General features: G+C 68.4%; 18 protein-coding genes. 4 read left to right on the top strand and 14 right to left on the bottom strand.

Annotated features, from left to right (window positions below; translation table 11 throughout):
* The first annotated feature begins 56 nt into the window (after positions 1-56).
* Entirely contained in the window at positions 57-977 is a 921-nt protein-coding gene (locus tag G8346_RS01775; protein WP_166047611.1) for a LysR substrate-binding domain-containing protein, read from the top strand.
* Here the strand turns inward: G8346_RS01775 and G8346_RS01770 are convergent, their stop codons facing one another.
* Positions 978-3,449 carry an ABC transporter permease gene (locus G8346_RS01770; RefSeq protein WP_166047609.1) on the bottom strand — a complete coding sequence of 824 codons (2,472 nt, stop codon included), beginning with the start codon at positions 3,447-3,449 and terminating at the stop codon, positions 978-980.
* Positions 3,446-4,129, bottom strand: a complete 684-nt coding sequence (locus G8346_RS01765; protein WP_166047607.1) for an ABC transporter ATP-binding protein — start codon at positions 4,127-4,129, stop codon at positions 3,446-3,448. The genes G8346_RS01770 and G8346_RS01765 overlap by 4 nt, the downstream gene beginning before the upstream one ends.
* On the opposite strand from G8346_RS01765, the gene G8346_RS01760 reads away from it, so the two are divergent.
* Together G8346_RS01760 and G8346_RS01755 are read left to right on the top strand one after the other, a co-directional pair.
* Complete coding sequence (locus G8346_RS01760; RefSeq protein ID WP_166047605.1) at positions 4,128-4,754, top strand: arylesterase; 627 nt, start codon at positions 4,128-4,130, stop codon at positions 4,752-4,754. The two genes, G8346_RS01765 and G8346_RS01760, sit on opposite strands and share 2 nt — an antisense overlap.
* Before the next feature lie 24 nt (positions 4,755-4,778).
* A complete protein-coding gene (locus G8346_RS01755) occupies positions 4,779-6,449 on the top strand; it encodes a long-chain-fatty-acid--CoA ligase (RefSeq protein ID WP_166047603.1) in 1,671 nt (556 codons plus the stop codon).
* Between the two features lie 30 nt (positions 6,450-6,479).
* Here the strand turns inward: G8346_RS01755 and G8346_RS01750 are convergent, their stop codons facing one another.
* Both G8346_RS01750 and G8346_RS01745 read right to left on the bottom strand, forming a co-directional pair.
* Positions 6,480-7,730, bottom strand: a complete 1,251-nt coding sequence (locus G8346_RS01750) for a patatin-like phospholipase family protein (RefSeq protein ID WP_166047601.1) — start codon at positions 7,728-7,730, stop codon at positions 6,480-6,482.
* 3 nt (positions 7,731-7,733) lie between these two features.
* Positions 7,734-8,237 (bottom strand): phasin family protein, encoded by a 504-nt coding sequence (locus G8346_RS01745; RefSeq protein ID WP_166047600.1) that lies wholly within the window; start codon positions 8,235-8,237, stop codon positions 7,734-7,736.
* A gap of 133 nt (positions 8,238-8,370) precedes the next feature.
* Between G8346_RS01745 and G8346_RS01740 the strand changes: the two genes are divergently transcribed.
* Complete coding sequence (locus G8346_RS01740; RefSeq protein WP_166047598.1) at positions 8,371-9,117, top strand: hypothetical protein; 747 nt, start codon at positions 8,371-8,373, stop codon at positions 9,115-9,117.
* A gap of 458 nt (positions 9,118-9,575) precedes the next feature.
* Here G8346_RS01740 and hemE read toward each other — a convergent pair whose 3' ends face one another.
* The 10 genes from hemE to G8346_RS01690 form a co-directional block, all read right to left on the bottom strand.
* Positions 9,576-10,643 carry a uroporphyrinogen decarboxylase gene (gene hemE / locus G8346_RS01735; RefSeq protein WP_166047596.1) on the bottom strand — a complete coding sequence of 356 codons (1,068 nt, stop codon included), beginning with the start codon at positions 10,641-10,643 and terminating at the stop codon, positions 9,576-9,578.
* A complete protein-coding gene (gene pyrF / locus G8346_RS01730) occupies positions 10,640-11,353 on the bottom strand; it encodes an orotidine-5'-phosphate decarboxylase (protein ID WP_240901241.1) in 714 nt (237 codons plus the stop codon). The genes hemE and pyrF overlap by 4 nt, the downstream gene beginning before the upstream one ends.
* Positions 11,354-11,457: 104 nt before the next feature.
* On the bottom strand, positions 11,458-12,612 hold the full coding sequence (locus tag G8346_RS01725; protein WP_166047592.1) for a deoxyguanosinetriphosphate triphosphohydrolase: 1,155 nt from the start codon (positions 12,610-12,612) through the stop codon (positions 11,458-11,460).
* On the bottom strand, positions 12,609-13,688 hold the full coding sequence (gene aroB, locus G8346_RS01720) for a 3-dehydroquinate synthase (protein WP_166047590.1): 1,080 nt from the start codon (positions 13,686-13,688) through the stop codon (positions 12,609-12,611). Before aroB ends, G8346_RS01725 begins: the two co-directional genes overlap by 4 nt.
* An 8-nt stretch (positions 13,689-13,696) precedes the next feature.
* Entirely contained in the window at positions 13,697-14,224 is a 528-nt protein-coding gene (gene aroK / locus G8346_RS01715) for a shikimate kinase AroK (RefSeq protein ID WP_166047588.1), read from the bottom strand.
* Between the two features lie 75 nt (positions 14,225-14,299).
* Entirely contained in the window at positions 14,300-16,459 is a 2,160-nt protein-coding gene (gene pilQ, locus G8346_RS01710; protein WP_166047586.1) for a type IV pilus secretin PilQ, read from the bottom strand.
* 50 nt (positions 16,460-16,509) lie between these two features.
* A complete protein-coding gene (locus G8346_RS01705; RefSeq protein WP_240901240.1) occupies positions 16,510-17,031 on the bottom strand; it encodes a pilus assembly protein PilP in 522 nt (173 codons plus the stop codon).
* On the bottom strand, positions 17,028-17,642 hold the full coding sequence (locus tag G8346_RS01700; protein WP_370520516.1) for a type 4a pilus biogenesis protein PilO: 615 nt from the start codon (positions 17,640-17,642) through the stop codon (positions 17,028-17,030). Before G8346_RS01700 ends, G8346_RS01705 begins: the two co-directional genes overlap by 4 nt.
* Complete coding sequence (locus G8346_RS01695; RefSeq protein WP_166047584.1) at positions 17,639-18,226, bottom strand: PilN domain-containing protein; 588 nt, start codon at positions 18,224-18,226, stop codon at positions 17,639-17,641. The genes G8346_RS01700 and G8346_RS01695 overlap by 4 nt, the downstream gene beginning before the upstream one ends.
* Positions 18,226-19,287 carry a pilus assembly protein PilM gene (locus G8346_RS01690; protein ID WP_370520515.1) on the bottom strand — a complete coding sequence of 354 codons (1,062 nt, stop codon included), beginning with the start codon at positions 19,285-19,287 and terminating at the stop codon, positions 18,226-18,228. The genes G8346_RS01695 and G8346_RS01690 overlap by 1 nt, the downstream gene beginning before the upstream one ends.
* Positions 19,288-19,465: the final 178 nt, after the last annotated feature.

Below are 19,465 nucleotides of genomic sequence, written 5' to 3'. Positions count from 1 at the left end.
GGACGCTTGCTGCGGGGCTTGTTTCAGCTCGCAAATTGACTTTATCTTGTCGATAGATGAAGTCTATTAATCTCCACCTCAGCCTGCGCGCCCTCGGCTACCTCGTCGCCCTCGCCGAAACACGCCATTTCGGCAAGGCCGCGGAGCTGTGCTTCGTCAGCCAGCCGACCCTGAGCGCGCAGGTCAAGAAGATGGAGGAGCAGCTCGGCGTGCAGCTGGTGGAGCGCGGCCAGTCCGTGCGCCTCACTGAAGTCGGCGAGCGCATTGTCGAACGCGCGCGGCGCATCATCGCCGACGCGCGCGACATCGAGGAAATGGCCCGCACCGTCCAGGACCCGCTGTGCGGCGAGTTGCGTGTCGGGCTGATCCCGACCGTCGGTCCCTACCTGCTGCCGCACATCGCCGCGCCGCTGCGCGCCCGCTTCCCCCGCTTGAAGCTGCTGTTGCTCGAGCACCAGACACAGCGCCTCGTCGAGCTGCTCAAGGACGGGGAGCTGGACATGGCGATCCTGGCGCTGCCGCTGCCGGCCGAACGGCTTGTCACGCGCACACTCTATGCGGAGCGGTTCCAGGTCGCGTTGCCGGACGGGCATGCGCTGGCCAGGCGCAAGCGGCTCAGCCTCGACGACCTGGACGGAGAAACCCTGTTGCTGCTCGAGGACGGGCATTGCCTGCGCGACCAGGCGCTGGCGGCCTGCAGCCTGGCGCGCGTGCGCGAAGCGCCCGACTTCCGCGCCACCAGCCTGGAGACGCTGCGCCAGATGGTGGCCTCCGGCATCGGCATCACCTTGTTACCGAACCTGGCGGCCGAGCCTTACGGCATCGGCACGCCGGGACTCACGCTGCGCCGCCTGCAGGACCCGGAGCCGTCGCGCACTATCGCCGCCGCCTGGCGCCCCGGCTGTGCGCGCGAAGAGACCATCACCCACCTGTGCAGTGCCATCGAGGGACTGATGCGGGAGGTCGCGGCGCTCTGATCAGTAGCCCCGCAGCACGTTCGCGGGCGGGTGGGTCACCACGGTCCGGGTGGCGAGGACGCCGGTGCCGCCGACCACGAACACGCCGGCGAGCAGGCCGGCCAGCCATACCGTCGGGTCGGGCGTGAAGGAGAGATTGAAGACACGCTCGGCCAGCAGCCACGCCACGGCAGTGGCGCCGGCCGCCGCCAGCACGCCGGAGATCAGCCCGAGGGCCGCGAACTCGACCGCCACGCCCGCGAGCACGACGCGGCGGCGCGCGCCGAGGGTGCGCAGCATGGCGCTCTCGTACAGCCGTTCCTCGCGGGTCGACTGGATCACGGCGAGCATCACCAGCACGCCGGCGCCGAGGGCGAACAGGAACACGTACTGCACCGCCAGCGAGGCCTGGTCCATGACGTCCCGCACCTGGGCGATGGCCGCCTCGAGGTCGATGACGGTCACGCTGGGATAGCTGCGTACCAGCTCCAGCACGTCGCCGCGCTGTTCCCGGTCGACGTGGATGCTGGCGATGTAGGTGCGCGGATAGGGCTCCATCAGGCCGGGCGGGAACACCATGAAAAAGTTCGGGTTGAAGGAGTCCCACTGTACCTCGCGCAGGCTGGTGACCTTGACTTCCAGCCGCTCGCCGGCGATGTCGAACTCGAGCAGGTCGCCGAGACTGATGCCGAGGTCGCGCGCAAAGTCGACCTCCACCGAGACCTCGGCGTCGTCACGCGTCGGCCACCAGCGGCCCGCCACGATGCGATTGTCCGGCGCGGGCTGCGCCGCCCAGCTCAGGTTGGCCTCGCGATCGATGAAACCCTGCGCGCGCGGCGAGGGATACTCCCGCTCCGCCACGGCTACGCCTTCGATTTCGGTCATGCGCGCGCGGATCAGGGGCACCAGCTCGGCCCCGCCGAAGTGTGCCTCGAGGTAGGCCTGCACGCCGTCCGCTTCATGCGGCTGGATGTTGATGAGGAAACGGTTGGGCGCATCCTCCGGCAGGGTGGCGCGCCATTGCTCCAGCAGGCCGGAGCGCACCAGGGTGAGCAGCAAGAGCACCATCAGACCGATGCCGAAAGCGCCCACCTGCACCACGCTCTCGCGCCCGCGCCGCGCCACGTTGGCGAGACCGTAGCGCCACGCGGCGCCGCCGCCGCGCAGGCGGCCGGCCAGCCACACCAGCAACCAGCCGCCGAGCGCCAGGCCCACGACCACGCCGGCGGTGCCCAGCGCCAGCCAGCCGACCAGGCGCGCATCGCGCACCTGCCAGGCCAGCAGGGCAAGGACCCCGCCGACCGCCGCGCCGTACAGCACCATGGGACCGAGCGCCGGCGGCATGAGGTCGCGCCGCAGCACCCGGCCGGGCGGGGTGCGACACAGCTCGATGATGGGCACCAGGGCGAAGCCCGCCAGCACCAGCCCCGCCAGCACCAGGCCGCCGATGGCCGGCGCCAGGGTCGGCGGCGGCAGGTCCTGGGAGACCAGGCCGGCGAGCAGGCGCACCAGGCCTTCCTGCGCCAGCCAGCCCAGCCCGATGCCGAGCAGCGAGGCGGCGAGGCCGACCACCATGAGCTGCACCAGCATCGCCTGCAGCACGAAGCGCCGCGATGCGCCCACGCACTTCATCAGCGCTACCGTGTCCATGCGCCGGCTGGCAAAGCGCCGCGCCGCCATGGCCACCGCCAGCGCCGCGATCAGGGCGCTCACCAGGGAAGCGAGACCGATGAAGCGGCCCGCACGCGCCACCGCGCTGCCGATCTCGGGCTGCGCATCCTCGATGCCACGCAGCCGCTCGCTCACGCCCAGCTCGACGCGGTCGCGGAACTCGGCCAGGGCCGGGGCGTCGCCGGCCAGCAACAGCCGGTAAGACACGCGGCTGCCGGGCGCCACCAGGCCGGTGGCCTCCACGTCCTCGAGATTGACCAGCAGCGTGGGCGCCAGCTCGGCGAAGCTGAAGCCCTGGTCCGGGCGATAGTCCAGCAGCCGGGTGATGCGCAGCTCGGTGCGCCCGAGCTGCACCGTGATGCCCGCATCGGCGTCCAGGCGCGCCAGCAGCCGCGGATCCGCCCAGGCTTCGCCAGGCGGGGGGACCTCGTCCACCACCACCGACTCGGCATCCATCGCGGCGCTCACCTTGAGCCGGCCGCGCAACGGATACGCCGTGCTGACCGCTTCGATGTCGGCCAGCGCGGTGGCTTCGCCAGCCACGACCACGCTGGGAAAGGACGCCGTGCGCGCGGTCTCCAGGCCCAGCTCGCGTGCCAGCGCCTCGTGGGCCTCGGATATGGGCCGGTTCGAACGCAGCACCAGGTCGGCGGCGAGCACCTCGGCGCTGCGCGCCTGCACGCCCTGCCCGACGCGGTCGGTGAAAAAACCGACCGCGGTCATCGCCGCCACGGCCAGCGCCAGCGCGGCGGCGAGCACGCGCACCTCGCCGGACTTCAACTCCCGCACCACCTGGGAGAGGCCGAAGACGAGACTTCTCAAAGCAGTTTCCCCGCGTCCATTTCCAGCTGGCGGTCGCAACGGTCCGCCAGCACCCGGTCATGGGTGACCAGCACCAGCGTGGTGCCGTGCTCGGCGTTGAGGCGGAACAGCAGGTCGGCGATGCGACCCCCCGTGCGCGTGTCCAGGTTGCCGGTGGGCTCGTCCGCGAACAGCAGCGAAGGTCCCGCCACGAAGGCCCGCGCGATGGCGACGCGCTGGCGCTCGCCGCCCGAAAGCTGGCGCGGGTAATGGCCGACCCGCGGGCCCAGCCCGACCTCCTCCAGCGCGGCGCGGGCCTGGCGCCGGGCATCGCGGCGCCCGGCCAGCTCGAGCGGCAGCATGACGTTTTCCAGCGCCGTCAGCGCCGGCACCAGGTGGAAGGACTGGAATACGAACCCCACCTGCTCGGCGCGCACGGCGGCACGACCGTCCTCGTCCAGCGCCGTCAGCTCGCGGCCGTTGACCCAGACGCGGCCGTCGCTGGGCAGGTCGAGGCCGGCGAGCAGCGACAGCAGGGTCGACTTGCCGGCGCCGGACGGGCCGAGGATGGCCACCGACTCGCCGGGCATGATCTCCAGCTCGGCGTGGTCGAGGATGGTCAGCTCTCCCTCGGGGCTGCTAACCTTCCGGGTCAAACCCTGAGCCTTGAGAACCGGCGTGCGCCCGGTCGCTTGTTCCATGTACAGAATCCTTTTATTGCTGTTCGTCCTGGCCGCGCCGGCCGCGGCCGCAACGCCGACGGTCCTCATTGTCGGCGACAGCCTCAGTGCTGGCTACGGCCTGGCCATCCACGAGAACTGGCCGGCGCTGTTACAGGAGCGCCTGCAGGCCTCCGGCTATCCGCATCGCGTGGTCAACGCCAGCATCAGCGGCGACACCACCAGTGGGGGACTGGCGCGCCTGCCGCGCGCCCTGGAGCTCAACTCGCCCGCCCTGGTCGTGATCGGCCTGGGCGGGAACGACGGGTTGCGGGCCATCCCCATCCCGGAGATTCGACGCAACCTGGCCAGGATGATTCAACTTTCGCACGATGTGGGCGCCGAGGTGCTGCTGGCGGGGATCCACATCCCGCCCAATTACGGCCCGGCCTACACCGAGGCGTTCCACCAGGTCTACCACGAGCTGGCGCAAGAATACGGCACCGGCCTGGTGCCTTTCATCCTCGACGGCGTGGCGCTCGATCCGGCCCTGATGCAGGACGACGGGCTGCACCCCACGGCGGCCGCGCAGCCGCGCATCGTGGAAAACGTGTGGCCCGAGATTGTGGGCCTGCTCGGGGGTACAATCCGGCACTCGGAAGAATAACCACACCGGAGTCGCGGGGGAGCGATGGACAAGATCTGGCTTCAGGAATACCCGGAGGGCGTGCCCGCCGAAATCGACGTCAACGAATTCCCCTCGCTGCGGGAGTTCCTCGAGCAGTCGTTCAGCAAGTACAGCAGCCTGCCCGCGTTCACCAACATGGGCCACTCGATCAGCTTCGGCGAGCTGGACGAGATGTCGCGCTACCTGGGCGCCTGGCTGCAGAAGAACGCCGGCCTCGCCAAGGGCGACTGCGTCGCCATCATGATGCCGAACGTCATCCAGTACGCGGTGGCGGTGGCCGCCATCCTGCGCGCCGGCCTGACGGTGACCAACGTCAACCCGCTGTACACGCCGCGCGAGCTGGAGCACCAGCTGAAGGACTCCGGCGCCAAGGCCATCATCCTGGTGGAAAACTTCGCCGCCACCCTGCAGAAGGTGCGCCACAACACGCCGATCAAGACGGTGGTCGTGACGGCCATCGGTGACATGCTGCCGGTGCCGAAGCGCCACCTGGTGAACTTCGTCATCCGCAAGGTGAAGAAGATGGTCCCGGCCTGGGACATCCCGGACGCGGTGCCCTTCCACAAGGCCCTCAAGGAGGGCAAGTGGCAGACCATGGACACGCCGCCGCTGGGCCACGACGACATCGCCTTCCTGCAGTACACCGGCGGCACCACCGGGGTGGCCAAGGGCGCCATGCTCACGCACCGGAACATCATCGCCAACCTGCTGCAGGCGCGGGCGTGGCTGAGCGTCACCGTGGTCGAAGGGCAGTCCGTGGTGATCACGCCGCTGCCGCTTTATCACATCTTCTCGTTGACGGCGAACTTCTTCGTCTTCACGCTGATGGGGGGGAACAACATCCTCATCACCAATCCGCGCGACATGCCCGGCTTCGTCAAGGAGCTGAAGAAACAGAAGTTCACCTTCATCACCGGGGTCAACACGCTGTTCAACGGCCTGCTCAATACGCCGGGCTTCGACGAGGTCGACTTCAGCCACCTCAGGGTGACCCTCGGCGGCGGCATGGCGGTGCAGGCCGCCGTGGCGGAGCGCTGGCAGCAGGTCACAGGCAAACCCCTGATCCAGGCCTACGGCTTGACTGAAACGTCGCCCGCCGCGTCGATCAACCCGCTCACCCAGAAAGAGTTCAACGGCTCCATCGGCGTGCCCATTTCCTCCACCGAATTCAGCATCCGCGACGAGGACGGCAAGGAGCTCGGCATCGGCGCCGTGGGCGAGATCTGCATTCGCGGGCCGCAGGTCATGGCCGGCTACTGGAATCGCCCCGACGAGACCGACAAGGTGATGCTGGAGGGCGGCTGGTTCCGCAGCGGCGACATGGGCCGCATGGACGAGCGCGGCTACATCTTCATCGAGGACCGCAAGAAGGACATGATCCTGGTCTCCGGCTTCAACGTGTACCCGAACGAGGTCGAGGGCGTCGCAGTGACCCATCCGGCCGTGCTCGAGGCCGCGGCGGTCGGCATCCCGGACGAGAAGTCCGGCGAGATGGTGAAGCTGTTCGTGGTGTGCCGAGAGGGGCAGAGCGTGACCGAGAAGGAGCTCATCAACTTCTGCCGCGAAGGCCTCACGGGCTACAAGGTCCCGCGCAAGGTCGAGTTCCGCAAGGAGCTGCCGAAGACCAACGTGGGCAAGATCCTGCGTCGGGAGCTGCGCGACGAGGCGAGCTGAGCGCGCGCCGCGGCGACGGCGCCTGCGGCCCTAGTGGCTCGGGCGCACCAGCACCTCGAGCCGGTCCAGCAGGCCGTCGAGGCGGTTGGTGACCGGATTCTTGTAGTGCCCCAGACGCATCGGGTCGGGCCGGCGCGACAAGGCGCTGGTGAAGCGCCGGTCGGGATCCTGCAGGATGGCCTCGTTGATGACCACGCCGTGGCGTTTCAGGATCGGCCCGAGCTTCCGGCGACGCGCCCACAGGTCGCGCCGCGTGGTGCGATAGGCGTGCTGGCAGACCATCTCCCGGTTCGAGTAACTGAACACGTTGGTGAAGAACATCTTCGAGTCGCCCGTGTCGGGCTCGAACAGCACCACGTCGCGATCGACGTAGCTGGTCTCGTACTTGGCCATGCCGACCTTCATGCGCGAATGGATCAGGGCACGGAAAGTCTGTGACAGCACGACCGTGAGCCCGCCTTCGACCAGCGAATCATGGCGCTTGTCGTCGCCCGGCGGCGCCGCGCTGGCGTCGTAGGGCACGATCGGGTTGACGCAGAACAGCAGGTCGACACCCTCGTCCAGCGCCGACGAGGCGTGCAGGGTACGCTTCAGGCCGCCGTCGACGAAATAACGCTCCCCGATCTTCACCGGGGGATAGAGCCCGGGCAGCGCCGTGCTGGCCTGCACGGCCTTGGAGATGGGCACGTCGTCGTGCCCCGGCGAGCCGAAGCGCACCGCCTCGCCCGTGTCGAGGTCCACGCCCACCACCAGCAGCGTGTGCGGCAACTGGCGGAAATCGTTGGTCATGCCGCGGTTGCTGAACAGGTCGTCGAGGAAGCTCTCGATGGGCTGGTTGTCGAACACCGCGGTGGGGATGGCCCGGGACACGCCGCTCAGCGACTCCAGCAAGCCGTTGGCGCGCGGGTTACGGGCAAACTGCCACAGGCCCTCGGCCAGCAGGCGCGGGAACTGCGCGCCGCGGCGAATGTATTCCTGGAAATTGGGCTGCAGGAACAGTGCCGGATCGAAGCGCTGCGGCTTGCCCCGCCGGCTCACCAGCAGGCGTCCCATCTCCTCGACAGAAATGCCGTTGGCCAGGGTGGAGGCGACGAAAGATCCCGCAGACACGCCGACGTAGACATCGACATCGGCGAAATCGAGCCCGTCGATGGCCTCGTTCAGCGCCAGCAGCGCGCCGATCTCGTAGATGCCGCCCAGCGGGCCGCCGCCAGCCAGTGCCAGCCCGATCTTCGGGCCGCCCTTCTTGTCCGCCTGGTGCGTCCGCTGGGTCTGCAGCATGCGTCAGCTTCCGGCCTTCTTGCGCGGCGCACGCGCTACCGACGCGGTTTTCTTACGCGCCGGGCCACGACGCCGCGCGGCGGCCGCCGCCTTCCCCGCAGGCTTGGCCCTGGACGCTGCCGCCTCGACCGCAGCTGCCTCTGCCGCACGCCGTTCCAGCGCGACTACCGCCTTTTGCAGCGACTCCACGCGCTGGTTCAACTCACGTACGTCGCGCGCAGTCGGGATCTGCAGGGCGTTCAACGCCCGGGCCACGCGTTGCACGAAAGCGGACTCGAGCCGCTCCCAGGTGACCGCAGCACTCGAGCGGGCTTCGAAGACGCGGCTCTTGGCCTCGCGGTCCAGTCGTCCGCCCAGGTTCATCAAGCCGCCGACCAGGCGACCGCCGCCAGAGCCCGCCCAGGTGTAGGCGCCGCGGCCCACGTGCCAGACCTGGTTCGCCGAGCCGACGACCAGCCTGGTGAGCTGGTTGTCCGCGAGCGAGCCGGAACCGTTCTGTTTTGCCATCTGATCGCCTCAAACGATTGTTTGATACCCCGAGCATAACACCGCCTGCGGCGGCGTCACAGGCATCCGATGGTCTAGGCCCGTGCGGCACAAAGCGAGCAAAATCACCGGCCTGGCCCTACAATGCCGGTCCATGAGCAGCGCACAAAGGGATGCCGGCGCGCGGCGGCTGGCCGAGCAACTGGAACGCAGCCGGCTGGCCCGGCTGCGCCAGTACGACGAGCAGGGACTGCGCCCCGAGTGCCGCATCCTCGCGGCGTGGCAGGCCGAGCGCCTGCGCCACACGTACCGCGACCTGCTGGAGACCTCGCGCTACCGCAAGGCGGTCGAGTTCTTCCTCAACGACCTCTACGGCGACAAGGACTTTTCGGCGCGCGACGAGGGCGTCGAGCGCGTCTATCCCATCATGTCCAAGGTCATGCCCGGCGCGGCGCTGATGACCATCAGCATCGGCATCGAGCTGCACGCCATCAGCCAGGAACTCGACCTCGACATGGTGGCCATGCTGTGGGGCGAGATGGGCCTGAAGAACGGGCTGGACGCCGCCAGTTACGCCGAGGCGTACCGGCGCTGCGGCAATATCGAGGCGCGCCGGCGCCAGATCAGCATCGTGCACGAGGTCGGCCAGTCCCTGGACAGCATCGTCTTCAAGCCCTTCATCTACAGCGCAGTCAAGCTTGCGCACGGCCCGGCACAGATGGCCGGGCTGCTCGACCTGCACATGTTCATCGAGCGCGGCTTCATCGCCTTCCGCGCCATGAAAGGCTCGGACGAGTTCATCGCCACCATCATGTCGCGCGAGACCGCCATCATGGAGTCGATCCTGGCGGAAGAACCGGTGGACTCGTGGGCGCCGCCCGGGGATCCGGCGCACGGCTGACGGCCTGTCCGCGCTCCGCCTCGCGTGTAAGACCTGTCCGCGGCCAGGGCATGACAGGGTCCTGCTCACTTGGAATTCTTATGCCGCTCGCAGGACCCTGTCATGCCCCGGCCGCTGCGACGGGTACAGGTCATAGGCCCGGGCGCACGCGGACCGGGCTACACATGGAAACGGGACAGGACCGTGCCAGACCCGTGACCAGCGCGGCGATGTCACGCCTGGGTCGCCGCGCTCACTCACCGGGTCGGGCGCGGCTTGCCGCCGCAGCCTCAGAGGCCGGCCTGCCGACATCGGCAGACAACCCGGCCTTGCACCTGCAACGCGGCGGGCGCCCCATGCGTAGCGGCCGGGGTATTGCATGGTCCTTCGAGCGGCATAAGACTTCCAAGTGAGAAGGACCATGCAATGCCCCGGCCGCGGGCAGGGGCCAAGGCCCGCGCCGTGCGCAGGAGCGCCGCTCAGTCGTGGAAGGCCGGGCTGAGCTCGACCACCGCCTCGATCATCGCCCCGGCATGTTCCGGCTTCACCTCCGGGTGAATGCCGTGACCGAGGTTGAAGACGTGGCCGGGGCCGCGGCCGTAGCTCTCCAGCACCTGGCGCACTTCCTCGCGGATGACGTCAGGCGAAGCGTAGAGCACGGCCGGGTCGAGGTTGCCCTGCAGCGCCACCTTGTCGCCGACCTTGGCGCGCGCCTCGGAAAGGTCCGTGGTCCAGTCCACGCCGAGCCCGTCACACCCGGTCTCCGCCATGATCTCCAGCCACGGTCCGCCGCCCTTGGTGAACAGCACCACCGGGACCTTGCGCCCACCCGCCTCGCGCGTGAGGCCGTCGACGATGCGCTGCATGTAGGCCAGCGAGAAGTCGAGGTAGGTCTTCGGCGTGAGGATGCTGCCCCAGGTGTCGAACACCATCACGGCCTGGGCGCCGGCGGCGACCTGGGCATTGAGGTAGGCCAGCGTCGTGGTCGTGACGCGCTCCAGCAGGCTGTGCAGCACGGCCGGCTGGTCGTAGAGCATGCCCTTGATGCGGCTGAAGTTCTTGCTGGTGCCGCCTTCGACCATGTAGGTCGCCACGGTCCAGGGGCTGCCGGAGAAGCCGATCAGCGGCACGCGCCCGCCGAGCTCGCGGCGAATGGTGCGCACGGCATCCATGACGTAGCGCAGCTCCTGCTCGGGGTCGGGGCTGGCCAGCCCGTCGACGTCGGCCTGGGTCTGGATGGTGCGCTCGAAACGCGGCCCTTCGCCGGTCTCGAAGTGCAGCCCGAGGCCCATGGCGTCGGGCACGGTGAGGATGTCGGAGAACAGGATCGCGGCATCCATCGGGTAGCGTTCCAGCGGCTGCAGCGTGACCTCGCAGGCCAGCTCGGGGTTCTGGCAAAGCGCCACGAAGCTCCCGGCCTTGGCGCGGGTGGCGCGGTACTCCGGCAGGTAGCGGCCCGCCTGGCGCATCATCCACACCGGCGTGCGGTCCACCGGCTCGCGGGCCAGGGCACGGAGGAAACGGTCGTTCTTCAGTTCTGCAGTCATGCGCTTGTTGCCTTTGCAATGCTGGCCTGGATGGCTTCCGCCGCGGCCCGGGGATCGGCAGCGTCCCGGATGGGCCTGCCCACGACGATGTAGTCCGCGCCCAGCGCGAACGCCTGGTCGACCGTGACGACGCGCTTCTGGTCGTCGACCGGCCGGTTCTCCACCGGGCGGATGCCCGGCGTGACGACCATCAGGCGCGGGCCCAGGTGCTCGCGCAGGCGGGCCGCCTCGAGACCGGAAGACACCACGCCGTCGCAGCCGGCCTCGAGCGCGCGGCGCGCGCGCGACAACACCAGCTCGGGCACGTCGCACTGGAAGCCCATGTCCTCGAGGTCGCCGCGGTCGAGGCTGGTCAGGGCCGTGACCGCCAGCACCTTGACGTCCTTCTTCGCTGCCGCGGCCGCTTCCATGATCCCCTGGTTGCCGTGCACGGTGCAGAAAGTCACGCCGCGGTCGTTCAGCCGCGCCACGGCGCGCCCGACGGTCGCCGGCACGTCGAAGAACTTGAGGTCGACGAAAATGCGCTTGTCGCGCGCCGCGAGCCAGTCCAGCAGCTCGAAGTAGCCTCCGGCCATGAGCAGCTCGAGGCCAATCTTGTAGAAGCGGACGGCATCGCCAAGGGTCTCCACCAGCGCGCGGGCGCGCTGGGCATCGGGGACGTCGAGGGCGAAGATGAGCCGTTCCGCGGCAGGGATGTTCTTGTGGTTCATCGTTGTTCCGGCCGTCTGATCGGCCCGCGATTCTAGCATTGACCGGCCGGGGCCCAGCGTCCGTGAAGCCCGCAGTCGGCCCGCGACGCCGACGGGGGCGAACCTCAGGTACCGGCCCCGGGATCGTACAGGCGCTGGTGCTCGACGATGGCGAAGCGGTCGGTCATGCCGGCGATGTAGTCCGCCACCGCCCGCGCCCGGCCCGCCTTGCCCTGCGCCGCCTCCTTGCGCTCGGCCTCGCGCGCATGGTCCTCGGGCAGCAGCCGCGGCTCGTCCATGAAGGCGTCGAACAGCTCGGTGACGGTGCGCTGCGCCTTGGTGGTCATGCGGATGACGCGGTTATGGCGGTACAGGCGCGCGCGCAGGAAGCGTTTCAGCGCGTCGTGCGCGGCGCCGATCCCGGGCGTGAAGCGGATCAGCGGCGCGCCCGCATGGCGCACGGCCGCAGCCGAATCCGGCGCTGCCGCCTCTAGCGCCGCGCGCGAACCCTCCACCAGGTCTTCCACCACGCGGCCGATCATGCGTCGCACGATCTCGTGCACCAGGCGCCGCCCGGCCAGTTCCGGCCACCTTGCCCGCACGGCGTCGTGCTGTTCCCGGAACAGCTCGGCCTCGCGCAGCTCCTCCGTGTGCAGCAACCCCGCGCGCAGGCCGTCGTCGACATCGTGGTTGTTGTAGGCGATCTCGTCGGCGACATTCGCCAGCTGGGCTTCCAGGCTGGGCTGGAAGCCCTCGAGGAAGCGCCGGCCCAGCTCGCCCAGGTCGCGGGCGTTGCGCCGCGAGCAATGCTTGAGGATACCTTCGCGGGTCTCGAACATCAGGTTGAGCCCGGGAAACTCGGCGTACTTTTCCTCCAGTTCGTCCACCACGCGCAGCGACTGCAGGTTGTGTTCGAAGCCGCCGTAGTCGGCCATGCAGCGGTTCAGCGCCTCCTGGCCGGCGTGGCCGAAGGGCGTGTGGCCCAGGTCGTGCGCCAGGCAGATGGCCTCGGTGAGATACGTGTTCAGCCCGAGCGCCCCCGCCACGGTGCGGGCGATCTGCGCCACCTCCAGCGAATGCGTGAGCCGCGTGCGGTAGAGGTCGCCCTCGTGGTTGACGAACACCTGGGTCTTGTACACCAGGCGGCGAAAGGCCGTGGAATGGATGATGCGGTCGCGGTCGCGGTGGTACTCGCCGCGGTAGCGCGGCGGCGGCTCGGGGTGGCGCCGCCCCCGCGAGTGTGTCTCGCAGGTGGCCCACGGCGCCAGGCCTTCGCTCACGGGCCGTCTGCCAGCGCCAGTACGGCGTCCAGCTCGGCGTCGGGCACGTCCGTGACCACGCGGCTGCTGCCCAGAGCATCCGGCAGCACCAGCCGCAGCTTGCCGCCGGCGATCTTCTTGTCCAGCGCCATGAGCGACTTCATCCGCGCCGCGCCGATCGGCGGCGGGCGCGTCGGCAGCTCGGCGGCCTGCAGCAATGCCTCGACGCGTTCCACCAGCCCCGGCTCGACCATGCCCAGCCGGGCCGCCAGCTTCGTGGCCATCACCAGGCCCACGGCCACGGCGTCGCCGTGCAGCCAGGAGCCCATGGCGATCCCGGTCTCGATGGCATGGGCGAAGGTATGGCCCAGATTCAGCAGGGCCCGCCGGCCCGCCTCGCGTTCATCCTCGGCGACGATCGCCGCCTTGAGGGCACAGCACCAGTAGGTAATGCGCTCAAGGGTCTCGGGATCGCGATCCATGACCGCGTCGAGGTTGTCTTCGAGCCACTCGAACAGGCCGGCGTCGAGGCCGAGGCCGTACTTGACCACCTCGCCCAGCCCGGCGCAGTACTCCTTGCGCCCCAGCGTCGACAGCGTCGCCGTGTCGATGATCACGGCGTTCGGCTGGTGGAATGCACCGACCAGGTTCTTGCCGGCGGGAATGTTCACCGCGGTCTTGCCGCCTACCGCCGCATCCACCTGGGCCAGCAGCGTGGTGGGGATCTGCACGAAACCGATGCCGCGCTGCCAGCAGGCAGCAGTGAATCCGGCCACGTCGCCGACCACGCCGCCGCCGAGGGCAAGCACGGTCGCGTCGCGATTGAAGTGGTTCTCAGCGAGCACGTCCAGCAGCACCGCCAGGGTATCGAGGTTCTTCTCGCTCTCGCCGGGAGGCAAGGTGTGCACCGCCACCTCGTAGTCTGCGAGCGCGCTGCGCAGGGGCTTGAGCCAGAGCGGCGCCACGTTGAAATCCGTGACGATGAACACCTGGCGACCGTCGATGTAGGGCGCCAGCAGGTCGCCCCGGCTGAGAATACTGCGGCCGATGATTACCGGGTACGACCTGGCTCCAAGTGGCACGTTCAGGGCATGCATCGCGGGTCTCAGTTACTACTGTTCTCGTGCACCAGTTTGCGGTGGATCTCCTGCGCCACCTCCCGCACCACGCGCCCGTCGGTGTGCACCACCAGGGCTGCGAGCTCGCGGTAAAGGGGTTCCCTCTGCCGCATCAGGGAAGCCAGGCGTTCCGCCGGATCCGGGGTTTCGAGCAGTGGCCGGTGGCTGGACAACCGGGTGCGCTCGAGCTGTTGCTCCACGGAGGCCTCAAGGTATACGACCAGGCCGCGCGACGCCAGCACCCCGCGGTTCTCCGGGTCGAGCACCGCACCCCCGCCGGTGGCGAGCACAATGCCGTCGAGGCTCGTCAGATCGTCGATGACCTCGCGCTCGCGCCGCCGGAAGCCCTCTTCACCCTCCTTCTCGAAGATGAAGGGAATGTCCACGCCGGTGCGCTGCTCGATCTCGGCATCGCTGTCGTGGAACACCCGCCGCAGCATGCGCGCGAGCTGCCGGCCGACGGCGCTCTTGCCAGAGCCCATCGGACCCACCAGGAAAACGTTCGGAATGGTCATGGGCGTCGCCGGTAAACGCACATGCCCGGGTCCGCCTGCGCGGGCCCGGGCATGTGTCCGGAGGGTACTCCGGGGTCAGTAGATGTTGCTTCCCTCACGCAATATCTTCGGCGTCACGAAGATCAGCAGTTCGCGCTTGTTCGACACCGAGTTGGTGCGCTTGAACAGCCTGCCGAGGCCGGGAATGTCGCCCAGCAGCGGCACCTTGGTCTCTTCGTCGCGACGCTCGGTCTCGAAGATGCCGCCGAGCACCACGGTCTCGCCGTCGTTGACGAGGACCTGCGTCATGATGCGGCGGGTGTCGATGCTCGGCACCAGGCCACCGGTGCCGCTGGGCACGAACTCGCCGACGGTGTCCTGCGTCACTTCCAGGTCGAGGATGATGCGGTCGTCCGGCGTAATCTGCGGCGTCACCGTGAGGCTCAGCACCGCCTGCTTGAACTGGGTGGCGGTCGCGCCGCTGGCCGAGGACTCCTGGAAGGGAATCTCGACACCCTGCTCGATCGAGGCCTCTTTCTGGTTCGCCGTGATGACGCGCGGGCTGGAGACGATCTCGCCGCGCCCCTCGGCCTGCGCCGCGGACAGCTCGAGATCCACCAGGTAATCCGAGCCCAGGATCGCCAGGCCGATGCGGCCGGCCGCGTCGCCCACCGGCAGGTTGACGTTGTAGCGGTTGTCCAGCGTCGGCAGGGTCACCGGGAAAGCGTTGCCGGTGTTGTTCAGGTTATCGTTCGCCGAACCGACGATGGTGTCGTTACCCTGTCCGGAGCCGGTCACCGAGATGACGCCGTCGTCGCCGTTTTCGCGCACGTAGGTGGCGCCCATGCGCACGCCCAGCTCGCGGCTGAAGTCGTCGTTGGCGACCACGATGCGGGACTCGATCAGCACCTGGCGCACCGGGATGTCCAGCGCCGCCACCAGGCGACGCACGTCGGAGATGCGCTCTGCGGTGTCGTAGACCAGCAGCGTGTTGGTGCGCTCGTCGACACTGACGCTGCCGCGCTCCGAGAGCAAGGAGCTGGCGCTGCCCTGGCCGCCGCTCAGCAGAGCCGCAAGATCGCTGGCCTTGGCGTAATTCACCTGCAGGAACTCGGAGCGCAACGGGGCCAGTTGCTGGATGTCCTGCTTCGCCGCCAGCTCCGCGCGCTCGCGCGCCGCGATCTCGGGGGCGGGCGCGACCAGCATCACGTTGCCGACCTGGCGCATGTCCAGGCCCTTGGTGGCCAGGATGATATCCAGCGCCTGGTCCCACGGCACGTTGTCGAGCCGCAGCGTGACGCTGCCGGCCACGGAGTCGCTGACCACCACGTTGAGGCCGCTGACTTCGGCCAGCAGCTGCAGCACGGCGCGCACTTCGATGTCCTGGAAGTTCAGCGTCAGGCGCTGGCCGGTGTATTCCTTGCGCTCGTCGAACACGCCGAACTCGGTCGGGTCCTGCTTCTCGACCGGGCGGAACTCGATGTTGAGGCGGTCTTCGGCCTGGTAGGCGAGGCGCTCGTACTCGCCGCCCACCTTGATGACGAGGCGCGCGCCGCCCGGGAAGCGGACGCTGTCGATGGTCTCCACCGGGGTGGCGAAATCGAGCACGTCGAGGCTCTGCAGGAGCGAGTCCGGCAAGGAGGCATTGCGGAACTCGACCACCGTGCGCTCCAGTTCGTCGCGGATGTCGACGGACATGGTCGGGTCGCTGAGGGACACGATGACACGGCCGGCGCCGTCGGCGCCGCGGCGGAAATCGATGCCGGTGATGTCGCCGGAACTGCGGCTGGCGGCGGCACCCGACGGCTGGCCGAACACGCTGTTCGGCGCCTGGGCGACGGCCTGGCGCCCGGCTTCGCCGAGCGTGACGATGATGCGGTCGCCCTGGACCCTGGTCTCGTACGGCACCATCACGTCGAGGTTGAGCACCACGCGGGTGCGGCCCTGGGCCTCGGCGAGCATGACGGTGTCGAGCACGCCGCGCTTGATTTCACGCCGGCGTTCGGCCGAACCGAGGGTGACGCCGGGGAGGTCCAGCGAGATCCGGGCCGGATCCTCGATGGTGAAGGACAGCGGCTCGGGCGCCGGTCCGTTGGTCACCATGGTCAGCACCACGCGGTTGCCCGGCAGCGTGCTGACCTCGAGATCCGTGAGCTCCAGCCCCTCCGCCGCCTGGACGGAAAGGCCGAGCCATAACAAGGGCGCGGCAGCAAGTGCCCACCATGCACGGCGCGACCTCGCCGGGACTGTGTCCATCCTGTTGCTCCGCCTGTGATCGCGCATCATTGCTAGCTTCTCCCCGAGATTCATGTCTCACCCAGACTGATGGAGGCGGCACGCTCGGTGTAGCCGCCGAGGCCGTCCGGGATAATCTCCACCAGCTGGATGGAGGAATCGGTGATTGAAATGATTCGGCCGTCGTTCTGGCCGAGATAGTTGCCCACGACGACCCTGTGGATGAGCCGGTCGCTCGTCTGCACCAGCCCGAACAGCTGCCCGTCCTGGTACAAGGTGCCGACCATGCGGAGGGTGTCGAGCGGGAAACCCTCCAGGAATTCGCGCTTGCGGTCCGCGTCGGGCCGCACGCCGTCGTCGTCCGGGCCGGCTGTCGGCAGGTCGGGCACAAAGGGCGAGCGCGCGTCGCCGCGCTCGTAGGCGACGACCTCGTAGGTCTTGATCTCGGGCAGCGGCTCGATCGGCCCGCCGGGGCGCGCGTTGACTTCGGCGATGTACTGGTCGAGGTCGGACATGCTGCGCGAGCAGCCCGCGAGCGACACCGCAGCGCCGATGACCGCCAGCAGCAGGAATGTTCTCTTGCGCATGCTCATTGCCCGCCACCCTCGTCTTCGAGATAGCGGTAGGTTTTCGCGGTGACATCCATCACCAGGCGTCCTCCTCCCTGGCCGTCGCGCTGCTGCTCCGGCTTCAGCCGGATGTCATGCAGGGTGACGATGCGCGGCAACGCCACCACGCCGCTGACGAAATTACCCAGCTCGTGGAACGTGCCCACCACCTGCATCTTGATCGGCAGCTCGCTGTAGGCCTCGCGGCTCACCTCGGCCATCGGCTGGAACAGTCGCTCTTCCAGCCCGGCCGCAAGCCCGGTCTGGGAAATGTCGACCAGCAGGCTGGGCACCTCGGTCTCGCCCGGCAGCTGGCGCAGCATGGCGCCGAAAGTCTGCTCGACCTCCGCCAGCTGGGCCTGGTAGGCCTCGAGGTTGGCGGCGAGCTGCTGGCGGCTCTCGAAAGTCGCGCGCAGGTCGGTTTCCTGCCGCTCGACCTGCTCGAGCTGCGGAATCTTGTTCTTCCACACGAAGTAATAGGTCCCGCCGACGGAGACCACCAGGAAGATCAGGGCCACGGCGACCGCGCGGAACAACAACGGCCAGCGGCCGATGTCCTTCATGTCCAGCGTGCGGAGTTGCTCCAGGTAGTTCACTGTTGCACCTCCTCGTCACCCGTGCTGCTGAGCTGCCGCGCCCCCAGCCCGAACTGCGCACGGCGCCCGGCGGCGCCCTGGGGCGTGCCGCGCTGGTTCTGTCCCGACTGCACCACCTGCAGGCGCGGGTCGCCCAGGTGCGGCGAGTCCGCGATGTTGCGCATTAGCGCCGAGACGCGGGTGCTGGACTCCGCCATGCCGCGCATGTTGAGGTTGCGGCCGTTCTGGCTGAACTCGGTCAGGAACACGCCCTCGGGCATCACCGCCACCAGCTGGTCGAAGAGATAGACCACCTCCGGGCGCGCACGCTGCAGGTCGTCGATCGCGGCCATGCGGGCCAGCAGTCGCTCCTTGCGCAGGCGCAGGTTGCGGATCTCCTTGATCTCGTTGTCGAGCCGCGCAATCTCCTGCTGCAGGCGCTGGTTGCGCGCATTCTGGTAATCGATCCGCCCCTGGAGGTAGATGTTGACCAGCAGCATGATCAGCGCCCCCACCACCACGGCGGCCAGCGAGGCGAGCGCGAAGTTCTTCTGGCGTTGCTTGCGTAGCTCGGCGCGCCAGGGCAATAGGTTAATGCGCGGCATCAGTCAAAGCTCCTGAGTGCCAACCCGCACGCGGTGAGCAGGGCGGTGGCGTCCTTCATCACGCCCTGCGAGCGGGCCTTGGAGGAAATCTTCATCATGCCCAGCGGGTTGCCGACCTGGGTCGGGATGCCCACCCGGCTGGAGATGACATCGGCCACGCCGGGAATGTTGGCGCAGCCGCCGCAGACCAGGATCTGCTCCGGCTGCTCGCGGTTGGTCCCGGAGGCGAGGAAGAACTGCAACGAACGGCTGACCTGCTGGGTCATGTCGTCGATGAAGGGCTCGAGGATCTCGGGCTCGTAGTTGCTGGGCAACCCGCCCTCTTTCTTGGCGCGCCCGGCCTCTTCCAGCGTCAGGCCGTAGGTGCGCATGATCTCCTCGGTGAGCTGCTGTCCGCCGAAGGCGAAGTCGCGCGTGTAACGCACTTTCAGGTCACGCAGGACGCTGAAGGTCGTGCTGCTGGCGCCGAAGTCGATCACGGCAATGTTGTGGCCGATGCCCTCTTCGGGCATCTGGTGGCGCAGGAGCATGCAGGCATTCTCGACCGCGAAGGCCTCGACATCGACGAGGACCGCTTTCAGCCCGGCGGCTTCGACCGCTGCCTGGCGCTGTTCCACGTTCTCCGTGCGCGTGGCGACGAGCAGGATGTCGAGCATCTCCGGGTCGGCCTCGTTCGGACCGATCACCTCGAAGTCGTAGCTCACTTCTTCCATGGGGAACGGGATGTACTGGTCGGCCTGCAGCGCGACCTGGCCCTCGAGCTCGTTCTCGTTGAAGCTCGCCGGCAACTGGATCGTCTTGGTGATGGCCGCGTCGCCGCTGATGGCGACGGCGGCGTCGCGGGAGCGGGCGCCGGAGCGCTTCACCGCGCGGCGCACGGCGTCACCCACCACCTGGGCGTCGACGATCGCCTTTTCGTTTACCGCGTTGATCGGCGTGGCCTCGGCCGCGAATGCCTCGACGCGGTAGTTTTCCCCGGACTTCGACAGCTCGATGAGCTTCACTGAGGAAGTCGTGATGTCCAACCCCAGCAGGGGCTTGGCGGATCTCCCGAAGAGCACTTTAAATTTCCTTTTGCATCCGGGGCTTGGAGGGCGAAGATAGACTACGACATTAAGTAATGCAATGGCGCATGGACTACCGGCTGCGATCCGGGCGACGAGGCGCCCTCGAACATTGCCGGACATGGCTGCCGGGAATCCGTGATCCGAGTCACGGCTTCGCATATTACATAAGATG

It is taken from the genome of Thioalkalivibrio sp. XN279 (assembly GCF_011089885.1).
Classification (GTDB): Bacteria; Pseudomonadota; Gammaproteobacteria; order Steroidobacterales; family XN24; genus XN24.
The sequence above is the reverse complement of the archived record's forward strand: the minus strand, read 5'-3'. Positions and strand labels throughout refer to the sequence as shown.